Consider the following 17,598-nt stretch of genomic DNA (forward strand, 5'->3'; position numbering starts at 1 on the left):
CGCTGTGAACATGATGTACATTCGGTTGGAAGTTATTTGGTTTCGCTATAGGTTTACGGATCGGGAATACGATTATTCTATAAGGAGAGAGTGATGCCAAAAGCCAAGAAAGAAAAGAACTGTTATGTCTGTGGAGATGCGGGTTTTGTGCGGATGAGTTTTATGGTCTGTGCGCTCTGTTCGCGACATTTCTGCAGCCGTCATGGGGAGTCTAAGATGGATGAATGTACAGCCTGTCTTGATGGTGCTGAGGAAGTGTAGTGATCAATATATAAATGATATATAATTTGGTCATGATTTCATCTAAACGTTTTTGAAGGGAGGCGTAATGATGGATGGCAGAAGGCTGCCACGACCGGTGCGTTGGCTCAGGCTTGGTGCGATGCTCGCAAGTTCTACAATTTGGGTTGGTTGTGCGTCAACAGCCATTCCGGTTTCCTGTGATCCGCCACGCGCATTCTCTCCAGATCTTCCTGTCCGAGGTATCTCTGCTCACCGAGGGGGCGTGTTGGGTTGTCCTGACAACACGCTTGGAGCGTTTCAACGTGCGATTTGTCTTGGTGTTCACCAAATTGAACTGGATGTTCGTGCGACGGCAGATGCCGTTCTCGTCGTTGCCCATGACAATCACATGACCGGCCGCGATGGTCAATCCGTGACAATCTCTCGGGCGACACTTGCTGAAGTTCAAGCTCTCGAACTTGGACCCTGTACGGGAAAGAGGGATTGCCAGCAACATATTCCAACCCTTGAAGATGTGCTGGCGATTATGCCCACAAACATCTGGATTAATCTTGATATCAAGGAGAATGACCCGCTTGTTGCGAGGCTTGTGGCGGAGACCGTTGCAAAACTGGATCGTGTCGATCAGGTGATATTTGGCGTACGCGCGAAAGCGGCTCCTGCGGTACGACGGGTTGAAATGGAATCAGGGACCGAGAGCTGGATTGGCAATATGAGCCGGCAATTGCTTCGTTCTCAGTATATTGACACGACCATTGCTTCGTGTGATGAATTTATTCAGCTGACGTCTCTGCGCGGGAAGCCGAGCCAGAAGACTGTCGATGGCTTGAAGCACGCAGGCATTCACGTGAACTATTCATGGGTAAAAGAAAAGGAAGAAGATGCGCTTCAAGAGAAACTGGCTCTGTTATTTAAGCGAGGAGTCGATTTTGTGTTGGTCGATCATGCGAAGCCAGCCATGAAGGTTGTAGAGCGTCTTGGTTATTCTCCGATTGTCCCACAATGGAAAGAGGAGCCACCATTCTCCTGCTCTGCGCTTCCGCAGTGCCCGGACAATCCATGACTGGCTTTGAATTGTGTGTGATTGTTCTAGGACGGAGGGCCGACGGGAGAGGGTTCTTCGTCTGTTGACGTTTCCGGGACAACTTCTTCTTTAATGATCTGGACGCTCTTAATAGATTTTTCATCGGCGTCACGTACGATCAAATGACAGTTATTTGTGAATACGCGTTCTCCGATCCCTGGAATATGTCCTAATTCATCCAAGATAAGTCCGCTAATCGTGTTTTGCTCTTCATCCAATTCCACTTTCAGAAACTCATTAATTTTTCGGACCTCGGTTCGGCCGTCGACTAAAATCTGATTTTTGCCTGTCCGTTTAATCAGCTCTTCCGTTAGGTCGCCTTCATCAAGAATTTCACCAACCACTTCTTCCAGTAAGTCTTCGGCTGTTACCAGTCCCAAGACACCGCCGAACTCATTGACGACAATAGCAATGTGCCGTTTTTCTTGTTGGAATTGTTTCAACAGATCATCTGCAGGCTTGCTTGCTGGAACAAAAAGCGCAGGCTTAGCAATATCTTTTATGAGGCTCGTGGTCTGGTTTTGAGCGAGATCTTTTAACGCATGACTTCGATACAAAATTCCAGTGATATTATCGAGATCGTCGTCGTAGACTGGTATGCGAGAAAACTTTGATTTAAACAGTTCTTCTCTCGCTTCTTCTAATGTTTCGTTACCGTCAAGGCCAAACATATAGATGCGCGGGGTCATGACATCTTCGGCCGTGAGATCGGTAAACTCGAATACATTTTTGATCATCCTGACTTCTTCTGTTTCCAGCACGCCAGCTTTATCTCCCGCATCAAGCATGATCTTGAGTTCTTCTTCGGTCGCAAAGTGAAGCGTGAGTGAACGACCTCCAGTCATTTTCATGATGAACGGTTCAAGAAGGAAGAGCGCGGGTGCAAAAGCTTTTTCAAACCAATAGACGGGATAGGCCATGATTTGTACCGCAGTTTCTGCATGCTTTTGGCAGAGTGACTTTGGAACAATCTCTCCGAAGACTAAGACAAATAAAATGAGCACACCTGTCGCAATGGCCACCGCCTCTATGCCAAATAAGCGCTGGGCAATTAATGTCGTGAGTGTCGTGGCGGAGATATTGACAAGATTATTGCCGATCAAAATGGTCGAGAGGAGGCGTTGAGGGTTTGAGCGAAGGCGCAGTGCGAGTATAGCTGCCTTTTTCCCACTTTCGGCGAGCGAATGCAGGCGACTCTCACTAATCGAGAAAAAGGCAATCTCAGCCCCTGAGAAAAATGCAGAAAGCCCAAGGCAGACTATAACCGCGAGGATATCCATAAGCTCATCAAGGACGAATCAATAAGGCAGACGGGTGCTGGGTGGAAGCCTCCACCATTCTGGGAAATTTGGTGATATGGGGAAAAGTAGCCAGGGAAAGTGATGTGGAGTTAATAAAATGAACGCTCAGTCCAGTTCGGCGAGCATGAAATCTAGGGCCATCGTCATCCATCTATGATATTACGCTACCATAGGCTTGAGGTTACTGGCAATGAACAAGATGTGGTAACCGTATCTCATTCATACAGTAAAGACTATTCTGGTCTTCAGAAAAAATCAAGGTCTTTTTTTATGCATGCAAATGGTTGAACGTGTCGATAGAAGTAAATAGTGAAAGAAACGATATTTTTACTCTTTTTATTAAAGCATTACTTTAATTTCTGAGGATCGTGCCTTCGGCTATCTTAATCAAATTGTGCTCGATCTTCAAAGCGGAATGATTGGCGATTCAGCACTGGGAAGACTGAAAATATTGGAGTACTATGGGGAATGAGCGCAGCCGACATGCCTGGCATTAACTGTAAATGTAGATTCACAAAGTTAAAACTCAAGCCTTCCTGCCATGGCTGTGAAAAGGATTCGGCATAGGTTTCAACCTTGTCTGATGCGTAACTTCTCGTCATCAAACCGGCTCCTCCTTGCAGCCCATATTCATGTAAATCTGGTGCGCCTTGTATCAATAATGATACCACCGACGCATCAAACCATACCTTGAAATTACAGGCAACTTGAATAAACGGTCCAAGGCTTCCAGTATGTTCCAGGACGCGTACTGGATACGAAAACTCTGGGGGAATGTTTGGATCATTTGCTTCGGCATGCGATTGAAATTCCGGATCGTGTATTCTTGAAACCGAAACAAATAGTAAATTTGAATCATTCAAGTCTATGTCGAGAACCTCTCCATCATGATAGCTGCACAATTTTCCCATTTCATATCGCAGAGGAAACGAATATCCCATTTTGGCATAGAAGATTCGGACGCCGGCTTCTAATGGATCACTCGGATCACGACTGATTTTAAGATCGAACGGGAGCATCATGTGAAAGGCATTGGATCGAACGGCCATAAATGGGGCGCAAGCTCCCGGGAACTCTGTGTGAACCGACTGATTCTCCGGTTCAAATTTTTTCGGGGCTCCACCAAAGTGTTGCGCGGTTTTGGCTTCTTTCGAAAGCCGATATTTCTGTTGATAATACGACGAAGCCCGCTTTTGTGCGATATCAAGAAAGTATTGAGGGGCATCGGTTTCCACAATAAGACGTTGACGATCGCCTTGTGGCCGAGGCGTTTTCATGGCTTCAGTGTAAATATTTAGATCAGCTTGAGTTTTTCGAATATCATGCTCCAACTCCATCTTGAGTTCTGGATCGTTATACCGTGTCTGTGGGAGGAGTCTGATGGCACGTTGAAGCATTTCCACTTTGAGTGTATAGCGTTTGGGTTCGGCCGCAAGAGCCTGGGCTGTGGCCATAATCAGATTAAACTGCTCTTCAGGTGCCAAGCCAAGTTCTGAAAGATTCTGCTCTTTGATGAATGTGAGCGCGAGCGGCCCAAAGGCCTCTTCTCTTCGAAGATGTAACGTGAGCAAGTAATGTAAGTATGATCGCGCTTCGTCTTGCGTCATGGTGAAAACCTTTCTCGAATAACGTCACAGGATGAGAGTTGCTAGCAACTGGCGACCTATCAGCCTGTGAAATATTCATCCCTTGTGGTACGATATAACTGTATGAAACTTCTCGTCTCGTATGGGAGTCGTATTATGACAGAATTTCTTAGAAGATCCCAAATGACCTTGCTGTGGCCATGTATGTTGAGTGTGATTGCGGCGATGCATGTGAGTGTGATGTTGACTCCTGTTCATGCAGCAGAAAATCCCCCAACGACTTCGAAGCAAGGTCTCTCAGATGTCCTTGATGACAATATCGCCTCGGCCATGAAAGAAAAGCAAGAATTCGAACACTATGTACGAAAGCAACTACAGGTTCTGGAAGGAAAAGTCCAAACATTACGGGAAAAGAGTACGGATTTACAAGAACAAACAAAATCTCAATTACATGAAAAATTGGAAACACTGAAAGATAAAAAAGTTGCGTTACTGTCAAAGGTCGAAAAGTTACGCAACAGCAGCGAGCATACCTGGCAGGATATTCGGGAAAATATCCTCAAGACCTTGAACGACCTCAATCAATCCCTGCCCCAACCTCCATCGTCAAAGTAACGTCTCCTGCCTCTTGTGTCACTTCTCAAATGATGGTCTTTCGTTGTCGCTCACTCATATTGCATTTTTCGAAAAAACCATCAACTTTCAGTTTCTTCCTCTACATCTTTCACGGGCAAACATAGTACACTCTCTCCTATGGTCAATGACTCGTTACAACGACAGGCTCAGCGCGCTTTGGAGTGGGAGCAACTGCTTCAGGCCTTGGCCGCGCTGGCGCAATCTTCACTGGGCGCTGAATATTGTCGGCAGCTCCCGTTAGCAACATCTCTTGAGGAAGCCAGAATTCGGCAGCAGGAAACGACTGAAATGCGAATGTTGCTGGAACGTGCAACGCCGATTCCTGTTCTAACGTTTGACGATATGCGAGACGTGTTTGAACGAGCGTCCAAAGGTGCCCAGTTAGAAGGGATGGAACTCTTTCATGTCTCAGTCATGTTGGGGCTCTGCCAAGATTTAGTCTACAGTCTTGAAGCATGTGAGGAGTCGTGTCCCCTTATTCATGCACTCGTCCAAGAGCTTGAGCCTCTCGTGTGGGTGCATGAGGCGATTGTGCGATGCGTCGATCATGAAGGGCATATCCAGGAAACTGCGACTCCTGAACTGTCTGAGTTGTTGCAACATCTTCATCAACTTCGACAACGAATTCGTCAACGACTAGAACGTCTACTCTCCTCTCATGAGCATGAAGATCTTCTCCAGGGTCAGTACTTTGCTGAGCGTGAAAATCGCTATGTCATCCCTGTGAAGGCTGATATGCAGCATCAGATTCCAGGAATTGTGCATGATATATCCGGCAGTGGAGCCACCGTCTTTTTGGAGCCCCGTGATTTTATTGAATTGAATAATGCCATCAAAATTGCCGATCTCCAAGTCAAACAAGAAGTCGCACGTATTTTACAGGACTTATCCGGCATGGTGGGGACGCATGTGACAGCGCTGTCACACAACCTAGAACGATTACAGCATCTTGATAGCCTTGGAGCAAAGGCCCGTCTCAGCATGACCATGCACGCCAATCCTATTTCATTGCATGAGCGTCAACAGATCGTCTTGAAACAGGCTCGTCATCCTCTCCTGGTGTTGAAGAAAGAACACGTTGTGGCCAATGATTTTCATCTGACCGATGCGAACAATATCTATATTATTTCCGGTCCGAATACTGGGGGGAAAACGGTTACGCTGAAGCTGGTTGGCCTCTATGCATTGATGGTACGTGCCGGGCTGCATCTTCCATGTCTGGAAAGTTCCGAGATGGGACTGTTTCAACGAATCTATGCGGATATTGGCGATGCGCAAGATATTCAACGTGACTTATCAAGCTTCTCTGCTCACATCACCAACATGATTGCGCTGTTGGAAGAAACTCAGATGCATTCGTCCGATGAGTGTTCGGCGTCGCTGGTCCTCCTGGATGAAATCGGGAATGCGACAGACCCTTTGGAAGGGGCGGCGCTTGCAGAAGCCTTGCTTTGCTACCTGGATGAGGCTGGCTTTAAAGTCGTCGTGACGACACACTATCATGCCTTGAAGACTTTGCCGTTGCGAAGGACGGGATTCGTCAATGCCAGTCATGAATTTGACTTGACGACGTTATCGCCGACGTATCGTTTGCTCGAAGGACTGCCTGGGGGCTCCTCGGCGATCGAGATTGCGGGAAAACTGGGATTGGACTCAGGTATTGTGACACATGCCTCGGCGTTAGTGCAGGGGCAGGAACGCGATCTCGAGTCGGTGTTTCAACAATTACAAGATACCCGACAACAGTTGAATCATGAATTACAACAGACTCAGGTCTTACGGCTGGAAGCTGAGCAATTTCATCAAGCAGCTCGAGAGGCTAAAGATCGTGTGCAGGTATCCGAGCGTCAGGAGCGACAAAAGATTCGGAAAGAGCTTCAATCAGAATTTTCACGCATCACGCGAGCGATTAATGAGACTATTGAAGAATTAAAGCGAGACAAAACCCTCAGTAAAACACAGTCGATTCGGCAGCGCGTGTCGGCTTTGCAACAAGACAGTCAAACGCTTCTCGCTCGTGACGAGACGATGCCGCTTCATTTGGCCAAAGTCGGGGATGTGGTTGAAATCAAGAATCTGGGGACGACCGGGATTCTCTTAGAGCCTGCCCAAGAGAAGGCACGGGTCAAGATTCGTATTGGAGAAAAAGTTGTGTCTGTTGAGGCCAACTTATTACAACGAATAGGTTCGTCTCATGCATCCTCAGGCGTTTCGTCATCGTCAAAGTCAGATCGTGGTCGTCCTCAAACGCATAGCACACAGATGCCGGCAGTCTCTCACGTGCATGCAACTCAGATAGCCCTCCCATCTTTCAAGATTGACGTGCGGGGGAAAGCCGTGGATGAAGCTTTGGAGGCAACGGAGTCTGCCTGTGATCATGCGATGCAACGGGGCCTCTCCTCGATGCTTGTTGTGCATGGGCATGGCACAGGAAAGCTGAAGGCGTCATTGCGTGCCTATTTTACTTCTTCAGCTTATGTCGCAGGATTTCGACCTGGAGAACGATCGGAAGGCGGAGACGGCGTGACGATCGTGGCGTTACGATAAATGGCTATGGCTTGCGTGAATTTTTTTGCGCAATGTGAAGATTGCGGGACAATCCCTCATGCTTGGCTCGTCGAATGGGGCTTCCTTGAAACCTGGCGCTAAACTCTTCTTTCGTGAGGGTCTGGAGTTCAGAAAGTTTTGGGGCGAGTGTCAACGGCGTCGGATGAAAATCTTGCGCATCGGTCGGCACGCTGTTGTGGTTAAAGGGGCAGATGTCGAGGCAATCATCGCACCCAAAAATTCGATTGCCCATTTGCGTTTTGAGTTCCGGCGAAAGATCATCTTCATGTCCTCGATATTCAATCGTGAGATAGGAGATGCATGTTTCGGCATTGACGACATAGGGCTCGACAATGGCTCCGGTAGGGCAGGCGTTGATGCAGAGTGTGCAGGATCCGCATAAATCAGAGCCTGGTGTATCCGCGTCTAAGGCTACAGTGGTAAGAATTTCGCCTAAGAGGAGCCACGATCCATAGTCAGAGGAAACCAGATTTGAATGTTTGCCAATCCAGCCAAGGCCGGCTTCTTGAGCCCAGGCCTTTTCCATCACTGGTCCGGTATCGACATACCATTTGGTTTGGGCCTCAGGAGCGACAGTCTGAATAAACGATTCAAGTTGTTTGAGCCGCTTCTTAAATACCGTATGATAATCTTTTCCCCACGCATACCGTGCGATTCGACCATTGCCCTCGCCTTCATTTGCTTGAGCGTCGGTATAGTAATTGAGCCCGACTGAAATAATCGATCGACATCCAGGAAGCACGATGCCAGGATCACTTCGACGTTCGGGGGAGCGACTGATCCAGTCCATCGTGGCATGATAGCCGTGTGCAAGCCACTGGACGAGTGACGTATACAATCTCTCGGTTACGGTAGAATGCTCGCCTGTTGTCTGAACGGAGTTTGCCTCGGATGCAGGTGGATGACGAGAGAGGTGGACAATCCCGACGGCATCAAATCCTAGACGAGACGCCTCCTTTTTAATTCTTTCCGTCAGCGACATCTCGCAAACATCAACGACATTCATGGGTGCCGATCATTACTGTGTTGGTCGCTGCATCTTTGGGGGAGGCGATGGATTGCCACAATTAAACATCACGCTAAAGCGTGCCGAGCATCGGTCGCTCGTGCAGGTATCACAGGTTCCGACAATCGTTGTTTCCCAATCTGATTGATGTTCATCAAAACGACAATGAGTGGTGCCGCCTTTGGAGATATCAGCCCAGTGTTGGTCTAAGCCGGGGAATTGAGCAACTGTACAATCTGACGGAACTGGAACTTGGCAGCTACTACTGGCTTGTCCTTTGATCATGCCAAAATTACAGTTGGTTTCAGTTCGTGCCTGAACTGAAGCCTCGGACACTGAGCCTGCTTGGGCGGCCAGGACGCTTACAATGAGGAAGAGTATGACGGTTAGCGATGTAGATTGCATATCTATCAATTGGGTACATGCCTTTCTGTGGGTGATGCAAAGTGTGATTCGAACATCTTCGTCATTTCTTTCATACCGTGTGAGTGAACGAGAATAGGTACAGCTGGGTTAAGCTGATAATGAATATTTGCACGTGTCATTGTTGTGAGGTGACTTCCTCAAATTGTTCTTGCACCTGAGCTTCCCAGTTCATTTGCGCTTGGTCATCTGTCCCATGTTTAGTATCTTGATCATATTGAACGTTAATTCGTTGAGCGACAGATTTGACAAGCTCTAACATTTTTTGATGATCTTCGTCTGGTTGTAGTGACTGGTTTGCCTGTCGTATCAGCAAGCAACTGATCAGGAAATGCACCTGCTCGTGCGCGAGTAATTTTTCTGATGCGATCCATTCAGCGGGACTCGTTGAGTCTGCTGATTGTGGTTTCACCCAGGAATACTCGTGATCAAACTTGGCAATGAGATATGGGGGTGAATCATTCAACAAGAATCTGATGGCCGTTTGCGCCGATGGAGTCGCCGCAGGAGGATTCTTTCTTGCAAAATCGTCCCATGTCGGCAGTCGGTCCGGGATGCAAGCCGGGCTGGGTGTTGACGGTTCGGTGATCCAATGCAAACTTGAAGAGCAACCGGCAAGGCTAAGACCTAGTACGCCGATACCCATAAGACACCATTTGAGTGGTGATCGACTAACACGATCAAAGCGCAGCCTGTACGGTAGGTAGGATCTGCCGAAAAGATGGCTAGGTCGTGGAAGTGTGAGCATGGCTAGGCTAATGATGGGGTGGTTAGATTCAGATACTGGGCCGACAGTGCATGACCCTGGGCGTGGTTAAACCGTAAGAAGGTATCTGTTGAACGGAATTATCACTCCTCTAAACTTTCTGATATCGCACTCCGAGGTCGTTGCTCAGAGTTAGAAGCCGGTTCCAAGTCGGAAGAGCAAAATGTGGAAATTTTCTTTGAGATGATAAAACCGTTCAAAGGCGTAACCTACTGTTCCGTAAAATGGAAACGGCACGGTCGTTCGAGTAAAGATAAAGTCACCTTTTACCTGGAGTCCCACACGGTAGTTGGCAAAATCTCTCAGCCCTTCGACCGACCCATCGTGCCGTATCGGGACTTCAAGATTCAGCAAGGCCGGTTGGATCGCACTCCTTCTGTCGGGGAGCCACTGAACTTGTGGATTTTCCACGAGCCGATAACCGAAGGTGAGCTGGTTTCGCCATTGAGTATGGTCTTGAGATGAGTCAAACTTCACATCGCTCTGATAATACGAACTCCGGTATGTCACATCGAACGGATTGAGGGCTGGCGAAAGTTCAAGGCGGTGTAGCGTCAGTCCGCCAAAAAATTCACGTCTTTTCACTTCGTTGCCAGAAGCGATAAGTGTCACCTCTTCAATAAATCCGCCGAACACTTCTCCCTCATAAATATTACGTCCGAAGAGAATGTCCGGTACGTCGAATGCGTAGGCGGCTTGAGTGACAATGGCACTCTGGTTATCATTGTCAGGGAAAGATTCACTCGGATCCACATCCTGCAACACAAAGTATCCATTGAGCGTCAGTCTGTTTGGACCAAAAAGACGTGACTGATAGACAAGGCTACCTTTATATGAGTTGATGGCATCCCAATTGAAGCCCGGATCCCAATTCTGATGCGTGAACTGAATTTCACTAACGATTTTCCCTTCCCCTATGAGTCGTGACAAACCGGCAATGGCGTCATATCGTTGTACGTCTTCTTTTCGTGCATGAAAGGTCAACGCCGGCGTTGTTCGACGTGACCATTGTGCCGCGGCTTTGACGAAGAGGTCAAATCCATAAGGGAGTTGAAAGTCGTCCGAAATACCTGCCCCAATTTCATGGCCGACATCGTTGACAAAATGTGTTGGGTCGTTGAAATCAGGAATCTTTGAGTCATTAAACCGAAGATAGCGATAGGTTAGGTCAAGTGCTCGTAGTTGGCCTGGCTGAAATCGTAAACGGTTGGACGTGACGATGCCCAATTTTTCGCGAGCAAGACTTTTGAGTTCACCATTGGAAAGCATTCTTCCAATGACGCTTTCCGCGAAAAGTGCCTCACCATTTAAGTCCCGGCTATCCACCCATTGATAATCAAACGCAACCGTATCGTTGCGAGCTTCAGTGATAGTACTGAAGAACATTGAGGGGGCGTTGCCTCCGAAAGACAAACCGATTCCGTTGGCTCGATTCAAGTAAAAGATGGATTTCTTTAAGTCGTCGCTGGTTTTTGCATCGTTTCTTGCCCCCCACCGTTCCTGGGCTTTGAGATTGGCAATTTTTTCTTGAGCTCGTTGATAGCGCTCTTTGGCTGCCATGACGAGCCCTCCATTGCGGACCCCACGGAGCCACTGCAAATATTCTCCATAGATGAGTTCGAGTGCTGGTTCTTCCGGGTGGAGCTGGATGGCTTGTTCATAGTAGGACGCGGTTCGTGGATCTCCAGTCCTTTTCATCAGTTCGGCAATGATACAAAGTCGATAGGGGTATTCGGGTGAATCTTCAGGCGGTGGATTAATAAGACGTCGGTCGATTTCGGCTTGATAGTCTGTAGGAGCAATTTTTCCCGCAAACCATCCACAGGCGTAGGGATCAATGCGTTCTGCAGCCGAGGCAAAAGTTGGAAAAGAGAAAAAAAGACAGGCGACAATCATGCCACTATATTTCGTCCACGTTGAGATGCGTCGTTGTCTGTCTTTCAGGTCAGAATGGCCGTCGGTGTTGGCTATACAGTTACCAGTCAATGTTTCCCTCCTTCACGTAAACGAACCTCATGCTGTTGATGTGGCGAAATATGAAAAGAATAAAAGAATGTGTGTGCCAATCACGATGAGGAGCGAGTGTTTGCAAAAATCTGGAATGGGTAGAACCGCACATCAGCTCACGAACCGAACACTGTGGAATCACAGTGATGATAGTCGAAGCTTTGCTTAATACGACACTAATTGACAAGAACGCACATCAATAAAGCAAAACGACCGAGTTTACCGTACAGTCCGAAAATAATCAAACTTTTCTAGGTTCTGCCACGATTGATTCAGTCGCAAAGTGACGGGCATGTCTCGATGGCAAGTTCTACCTTTGGCTCATACGTCTCGCACAGAACTGCGGTCAGAGATTTTCAATAATACTCTGTTATCACAAGGAATTATGACGTAGTAACGCAGTTGTAATCCTATTGTTTTGCCTCGTATACTACACTGAGTGTTACCTTTGTTAGTGTGATTGAATTGCGCCTATTCGAGATGAGAGGTGCAGACTGTGGAACAAGGGGTTCTTCGTGTGCGGACGAGTCGCTTCGCAATCTGTTGTGTGGGTCTTCATCCTAACGGCTATCTGCGTACATGGGTGCGCGCCGCCTCTCAAGGCACCAAGTCAAGGGTCGGAGGAGCGCAAGAATCAGCGGTATGGATGGTGGGTCGGACATTTTGGAAAAGAGGCTGCAGTGGATATCGGATTTCGAGGGGAGGGGATTCATATTGAAGTCGTAAGAAGCTATCTCTCACATGCTCGCATTGATAGCCCAATTGGTATGCGGTGGACGCATAATTATTTGATGCACATACGAAATGCTTCTGATAACCAATTACAGCTTTTTGACGCAAATGGATCAACAACGCTCTTCACCCTTGCAGAACCGGGGACCTTTATATCCAAAGAGGACCCTCCTCGGGTGCTTAAACAACATGGTGATGGGACTCACACGCTCCATGATGATACTGGGGTGATATATGGTTTCAATCAAAAAGGCCGATTAATTCACATTCAGGGACATCAATATGGAAATACCCTATCGGTCGCCTATGGCGCTGACGGATATTTGGAATCTATCAGTGACACGAAAGGAAACGTCATCACGTTCTACTATGATCCCGAGACGCATTACCTGACATTCATTCGCGATGGGCAGGGCCGTTCGGCTACGTATGTACATGACGACATCGGAAATTTAATTTCAGTAATCAACGCAGAGGATCTTACCAGTGCGTACAGTTATGATCGACAAAGTCATCTTGTCGGTGTCACCTTCCCGTAATTCTGACAACACTGACGAGACAGAATTTCCCTTTGCGAAGCATGTAGCGCAAGCCTTGGTCCTGATTCAGATTTAGGGGGGAATTGTCCAAAGGGGTAGGAGGTCAGAATTTCTATGATGAAAACTTTCCAAATGACCGTTTGGGTCTTGATGTTTTCTGTATTGTTTTGCGGTACCCCTGCTTTAGCACAGGATCGCCTATTGCCAGCGCGTGGAAGCGAGGATCTTCAAGAGGATGGTTTCCCGTGTGCGCTCAGTGGTGGCTGCGATGAAGACATTATCAGTGCGGATCCGACGTTTATTCAGGTGACGGCTGAAGGCGGTGCGGTTATGACGTCCAGCTCTCTCTCTCAAAGTGTGAATGGGCTGGTTGGCGAAATCCTTATTCCGGGGCATGCGGCACTCGTTCGAGCCAACGTTCCGATTTTTGGACGTGCCTATGGGGAAAATTTCAAAGAGTATCGTGTGGAGTATGGTCGAGGAGAAGACCCAACCGATTGGACTGTAATTGAAACGTCGACAACCCCGCAAACGAAAAATGTTTCTCCCGATCATCGTTATTTGTCGGCTGATCTCTCTATCGAGGGCAATCTTGCAACATGGGATACAGGGCTCAAGAATTATGTCTATCTTCCCACGCACCCCAAAGATCACCCGATTAATTTTAAGGGGACGTATACGGTTCGACTGGTGGTGTCGTCGTTGGACGGTCAGACCGTTGAAGATCGAGTTACGCTTCATGTAGCAAACGTCATCCCCAATGCGTGGGGGGGACGCGTGGTCAGTCCTGACGAACACGTGACATTGTTTGTGCCGGAGCAATCCATGACAGCACCGTTTAGGCTGATTCTCATACAGTCTGCTGCCCACGCACCAATCATGACGCGAAAGAGTAGAGAGCACATTGGACACGTCTATGAGGTCAAAGAGGTGGGAGAACGGTTTACGAAGCCTGCGGTCCTTGAGATGAAGATTCCAGAAGTTATCCCTAATGACGAGATGGCCAGAATGGCTATCTACGGGTACGACGACACAATGCAGAAGTGGATTCACCTTCCAACATTTCAGCGAGCGAACAGTGAGGGAAGATTGCTGACTCGCGTGAAAGCGTTGCATCCCTTTTATGCCGTCATGTCGACGAATAGCACAGGAGAGGGTTCCTCTCCCCTTCCTGTTGAGTCATCGGACGCCACTCTTGTCGATGTGACCAACGTACCGAACTTCGGTCCTTACCTTGTCAAAGAGAATTTCGAAAATGATATGGGGCAATGGTCGAATCGAGATGGTGAGTTTGGAGCTACGGTTAGCCTCGATGAGTCAGCGACTTTTGATGGAACCCAAGCTCTCAAAATTGTGAATGCTCATCCCGGAGGAAACTTTGCGGTCAATGTGAGCACAACACCATTTGATATTCGTGAATTCCCGGTCATCGAATTTGACTATCGAATGGAGCCAGAGGTGAAGACCAATTTCTACGCTAAGGTCTCTGGGCGATGGTACATGGTTGGGCTGACCGATGATCCAATGGAACTCAAACGCAAGCGTGTGAATATCGCAAATATCGGAAGTGTTCCAGGAATTTCGGCTGATGATCAATGGCATACAGCTCAATTCAATCTCTATGACATGTTACGAACAAAAACCGGAAATGTCATGGTTGAAGAATTGATTATGGCTGATTGGGATGTGACTGGTTACATGAAGCTTCAGTTTGGCCATAATCGTTCAGGAGCGACATACTACATCGATAATTTTATGATTAGACGAGAGCTGGAGACAGGATTACGTACGAATGATGAAACTATTGTCGTTGACACGTTTAATCAGAAAAAAGAACGAAACCATCTTGGAGGAGCCTTTTCAGGATTTCAAAACTCTTCTGGAGATGATGGGGGGAATATTCACATAGGGTTTGATAGTGATGACGCATCAGGCCATGGACATTCATTAGCTCTTGCCTACGATGTTTCTCAACCGAAATCATTCAGTGGATATGTGACGACATTTCCCAATCTTGATCTTCGAGGATTTCATGCTTTAAGTTTTTCGGCGAAGAGTCTCGACACGAGTCAAGATCTGTTTATCGGAATTCGCGATTCGCTCGGGCATGAACAAAAAATACTCTTGAGCACGTATCTATCCCGAACTCTGAAGACGCACTGGGAACAGGTGATGATTCCATTAACGATATTTGGTCCGAAGCTGCATTTGAAGAAAATCGACCATCTGAGCTTTTCTTTTGCTTATGAAAAGCAATCGAAGGGCACGATACTTCTGGATGACATTCAATTTCATAAACATGTCCAGACCTTTCATGTCGACAATTTTGAGCAATGGCATGGGGAAAACCTGCTTGGCGGTCAACATCGAACCTTTGCGGAAGGTGTTGCGGCAGTGAACGGCACGTATACCCGCGGGTCTCCCAATGGTTTGTATCGACTTTCGTATGGTGGCAACATTGGAACGATCAATGCCTATGCCAGCGATCTCTTAACGTACGCTGGCTGGGAGACTCACCTTGGCGGCATCGACTGTTCACGTTGTTCTCAGGTCACATTCCGTATACGAGGTGGTCAGGGAGGTGAGAAGCCGAATATTTATCTCGATGATGGCAACTTTCGGTGGAGTGTCGACCTTGAAGACTATCAAGAGGTGACCACTGAATGGCGATGGATCACGATTCCCCTTCAGGATTTCGCCGATTATGGCGTGGATTTAACTCACCTTGAAGAATTCCAAGTCGTGTTTGAGTGGGAGCAAATGTCCAGTACGATTTACCTAGACGATGTGTGGTTTGGAGAAAACACGGGATCGAACCCTTAATGTGTCTTGGATGACTTGATGAAATTTTTCTGTAGAGTGCTCTTTATGAATGTGGCCCGTTCATTTGAGCTCTGGGTTTCGAACGAATGTTTGATGGGTACGATGTTTGAAAGGTGTGTGCATGCGAAGGCGGTTCGTAGCAAGAACGAAGAGACATTGCCTACCTGAGTTACCTCAGATGCCTCCCCTTGTTAGTTTAACGTGCCTATTCGGAAAGCCTTTAGAACGCTGATTCTTTTTCTTACGTTGGATTTTTCCATGAACCAATCTCACATTACGCAGGCGAGAATGCAGTCCAGTTGGTGGATGATCTGCATGGTCATCATCCTTTTGATGTTCTCATCCGGTGGTGAGGTTGTCGCGTCTTCTAAAGGTGAAGAAATTATTCACGCGTTTCGTCCGCCGGCCATTGCCTATCAGCCTCGAGGCTTTTACCCGGGAGCTGAATTTTCATCGTCGGCATCGACTCAAATCAAACAAGAGCTCAAGCAACTACATGAGCTAGGATTTCAAAGCCTCGTGACCTATGGTGCCCGTGGTGCAATGGGAGACATTCCCCAAATTGCTCGAGCAGAAGGATTTTCGGGTATGGTGATTATGGGAATTTGGGATATTCAATCGAAAGAAGAGTGGGACAATGCCGTCGCGCAACGAGAATATGTCGATGGCTATTGTTTAGGAAACGAAGGTCTTCTTTTCTTGCGATATACCGTTCAAGAGTTAGAAAAGAAAATGGCTGAATTACGGCAAGTCACAGGAAAACCGGTCACGACAGGCGAACCCATCGATAGCTACCTTGAGGGACCATATCGAGAATGGTTGTGGAAACATTCCGATTGGCTTTTTCCTAATACTCATCCTTTTTGGGGTGGGAAAACACAGTTTCAAGAGGCGGTTCATTGGGTTCTCGCTCGTATTGATTATTTGGAAGGCGCAACCGGAAGGACGGTCATTCTAAAAGAAACGGGGCTGCCGACTCTCGCATCGAATCCTGAAAGCGAAGAAATGCAACGGGAATTTTTTAAGGAATTACAATCTACGGGTGTGCAATTTGTGTATTTTGAAGCGTTTGACCAGCCATGGAAGTATGAATTGGAAAATCAACCAGAAGCCGAAGGCCATTGGGGGTTGTACGATGCCCGGGGGCAACCTAAAAAAGCCATTGAGTCCGTCACTCGTCGAGAATACCGATGAAATTGAAATCGTCCATAATTGGGAGTGTAATCGGTTTTATTGTGTTCTTTTTTACTTCTCCTTCAATGGCCACAATGGGAGGCATTTCCAATATTGGACCGATTCTCACACACGGAGATGCCTCGACAGCCACACGAGAGTTCGTTGAGTTAGAGAAATCAGGACGACTCTGGATTGCACGACCATCCGAGCATAGTTTAGTTGCCATGATTACACTGTATGCTCCCAGCCTCGAAAGCGGGCATATCATTTTACGAGAACTCACAACATCGGATGGACAACTGACATTACTCCTGACTGCGCCTGATTCAGTCAGGACTCATGTCCAGCGTGTGACACTCTACACGAGGGGATTGTCAGAAACCGTCACGTTATTCGAAAGTGTTGATGGGAAATGGCAGAAGCGCCTTCCACAATCCTTGATGATAGATTCTTTGCGAGACGGGAATATTGAACCTCAACCGCTCAGGGCATTTTCTGTCAAATCCTTGGGGTTTTACTGGTTACTTGAACCGACTCCTAGCGCCTCGACTGCGTTGTCCTCATCCGTGAACACGTCTGCCAGAACGCTCATTGGCGGCAAGCTAGCCTGGGGGTTCATGCCATCAATGCTCGGCATTATGTTGCTTCTTGTGTTTGGGGCAGTATCAAAGTATATCCACAAAACGTCGAAACTCAGAGAGCTCTAGA

General features: G+C 47.5%; 14 protein-coding genes. 8 read left to right on the top strand and 6 right to left on the bottom strand.

Annotated elements, in window-relative coordinates:
- Positions 1-93 precede the first annotated feature (93 nt).
- Both ACWHX8_RS08605 and ACWHX8_RS08610 read left to right on the top strand, forming a co-directional pair.
- Complete coding sequence (locus tag ACWHX8_RS08605; protein WP_447971542.1) at positions 94-261, top strand: hypothetical protein; 168 nt, start codon at positions 94-96, stop codon at positions 259-261.
- Between the two features lie 121 nt (positions 262-382).
- Positions 383-1,306 (top strand): glycerophosphodiester phosphodiesterase, encoded by a 924-nt coding sequence (locus ACWHX8_RS08610; RefSeq protein WP_447971543.1) that lies wholly within the window; start codon positions 383-385, stop codon positions 1,304-1,306.
- A gap of 26 nt (positions 1,307-1,332) precedes the next feature.
- Here ACWHX8_RS08610 and ACWHX8_RS08615 read toward each other — a convergent pair whose 3' ends face one another.
- A complete protein-coding gene (locus ACWHX8_RS08615) occupies positions 1,333-2,607 on the bottom strand; it encodes a hemolysin family protein (protein WP_447971544.1) in 1,275 nt (424 codons plus the stop codon).
- Positions 2,608-3,011: 404 nt separating this feature from the next.
- The gene (locus tag ACWHX8_RS08620) at positions 3,012-4,235 is read right to left on the bottom strand and encodes a hypothetical protein (protein ID WP_447971545.1); all 1,224 of its coding nucleotides are present in this window, start codon (positions 4,233-4,235) and stop codon (positions 3,012-3,014) included.
- Positions 4,236-4,337: 102 nt separating this feature from the next.
- Between ACWHX8_RS08620 and ACWHX8_RS08625 the strand changes: the two genes are divergently transcribed.
- Complete coding sequence (locus ACWHX8_RS08625) at positions 4,338-4,829, top strand: hypothetical protein (protein ID WP_447971546.1); 492 nt, start codon at positions 4,338-4,340, stop codon at positions 4,827-4,829.
- 138 nt (positions 4,830-4,967) lie between these two features.
- The gene (locus ACWHX8_RS08630; RefSeq protein ID WP_447971547.1) at positions 4,968-7,397 is read left to right on the top strand and encodes an endonuclease MutS2; all 2,430 of its coding nucleotides are present in this window, start codon (positions 4,968-4,970) and stop codon (positions 7,395-7,397) included.
- 4 nt (positions 7,398-7,401) lie between these two features.
- Here the strand turns inward: ACWHX8_RS08630 and queG are convergent, their stop codons facing one another.
- From queG to ACWHX8_RS08650, 4 genes are all read right to left on the bottom strand, one after another.
- On the bottom strand, positions 7,402-8,424 hold the full coding sequence (gene queG, locus ACWHX8_RS08635) for a tRNA epoxyqueuosine(34) reductase QueG (protein ID WP_447971548.1): 1,023 nt from the start codon (positions 8,422-8,424) through the stop codon (positions 7,402-7,404).
- Between the two features lie 12 nt (positions 8,425-8,436).
- Positions 8,437-8,829 (bottom strand): hypothetical protein, encoded by a 393-nt coding sequence (locus tag ACWHX8_RS08640; protein WP_447971549.1) that lies wholly within the window; start codon positions 8,827-8,829, stop codon positions 8,437-8,439.
- A gap of 136 nt (positions 8,830-8,965) precedes the next feature.
- Positions 8,966-9,493: a hypothetical protein gene (locus ACWHX8_RS08645; RefSeq protein ID WP_447971550.1), complete on the bottom strand. Its 528-nt coding sequence runs from the start codon at positions 9,491-9,493 to the stop codon at positions 8,966-8,968.
- 252 nt (positions 9,494-9,745) lie between these two features.
- Entirely contained in the window at positions 9,746-11,599 is a 1,854-nt protein-coding gene (locus tag ACWHX8_RS08650; protein WP_447971551.1) for a hypothetical protein, read from the bottom strand.
- Positions 11,600-12,135: 536 nt separating this feature from the next.
- Here ACWHX8_RS08650 and ACWHX8_RS08655 point away from each other — a divergent pair.
- From ACWHX8_RS08655 to ACWHX8_RS08670, 4 genes are all read left to right on the top strand, one after another.
- Positions 12,136-12,891: a DUF6531 domain-containing protein gene (locus ACWHX8_RS08655; protein ID WP_447971552.1), complete on the top strand. Its 756-nt coding sequence runs from the start codon at positions 12,136-12,138 to the stop codon at positions 12,889-12,891.
- A gap of 114 nt (positions 12,892-13,005) precedes the next feature.
- Positions 13,006-15,714 (top strand): hypothetical protein, encoded by a 2,709-nt coding sequence (locus ACWHX8_RS08660; protein ID WP_447971553.1) that lies wholly within the window; start codon positions 13,006-13,008, stop codon positions 15,712-15,714.
- 258 nt (positions 15,715-15,972) lie between these two features.
- Positions 15,973-16,908, top strand: a complete 936-nt coding sequence (locus ACWHX8_RS08665) for a hypothetical protein (protein ID WP_447971554.1) — start codon at positions 15,973-15,975, stop codon at positions 16,906-16,908.
- Positions 16,905-17,597 carry a hypothetical protein gene (locus tag ACWHX8_RS08670; RefSeq protein ID WP_447971555.1) on the top strand — a complete coding sequence of 231 codons (693 nt, stop codon included), beginning with the start codon at positions 16,905-16,907 and terminating at the stop codon, positions 17,595-17,597. Before ACWHX8_RS08665 ends, ACWHX8_RS08670 begins: the two co-directional genes overlap by 4 nt.
- Position 17,598 lies beyond the last annotated feature (1 nt).

This window comes from Nitrospira sp. M1 (genome assembly GCF_965152605.1).

What these genes read in the sequence shown, in the direction of transcription:
- ACWHX8_RS08605 (WP_447971542.1), top strand. Translation starts at nt 94, where the DNA reads ATGCCAAAAGCCAAGAAAGAAAAGAACTGTTATGTCTGTGGAGATGCG.
- ACWHX8_RS08610 (WP_447971543.1), top strand. Translation starts at nt 383, where the DNA reads ATGCTCGCAAGTTCTACAATTTGGGTTGGTTGTGCGTCAACAGCCATT.
- ACWHX8_RS08615 (WP_447971544.1), bottom strand. Translation starts at nt 2,607, where the DNA reads ATGGATATCCTCGCGGTTATAGTCTGCCTTGGGCTTTCTGCATTTTTC.
- ACWHX8_RS08620 (WP_447971545.1), bottom strand. Translation starts at nt 4,235, where the DNA reads ATGACGCAAGACGAAGCGCGATCATACTTACATTACTTGCTCACGTTA.
- ACWHX8_RS08625 (WP_447971546.1), top strand. Translation starts at nt 4,338, where the DNA reads ATGAAACTTCTCGTCTCGTATGGGAGTCGTATTATGACAGAATTTCTT.
- ACWHX8_RS08630 (WP_447971547.1), top strand. Translation starts at nt 4,968, where the DNA reads ATGGTCAATGACTCGTTACAACGACAGGCTCAGCGCGCTTTGGAGTGG.
- queG (WP_447971548.1), bottom strand. Translation starts at nt 8,424, where the DNA reads ATGAATGTCGTTGATGTTTGCGAGATGTCGCTGACGGAAAGAATTAAA.
- ACWHX8_RS08640 (WP_447971549.1), bottom strand. Translation starts at nt 8,829, where the DNA reads ATGCAATCTACATCGCTAACCGTCATACTCTTCCTCATTGTAAGCGTC.
- ACWHX8_RS08645 (WP_447971550.1), bottom strand. Translation starts at nt 9,493, where the DNA reads ATGGGTATCGGCGTACTAGGTCTTAGCCTTGCCGGTTGCTCTTCAAGT.
- ACWHX8_RS08660 (WP_447971553.1), top strand. Translation starts at nt 13,006, where the DNA reads ATGATGAAAACTTTCCAAATGACCGTTTGGGTCTTGATGTTTTCTGTA.
- ACWHX8_RS08665 (WP_447971554.1), top strand. Translation starts at nt 15,973, where the DNA reads ATGAACCAATCTCACATTACGCAGGCGAGAATGCAGTCCAGTTGGTGG.
- ACWHX8_RS08670 (WP_447971555.1), top strand. Translation starts at nt 16,905, where the DNA reads ATGAAATTGAAATCGTCCATAATTGGGAGTGTAATCGGTTTTATTGTG.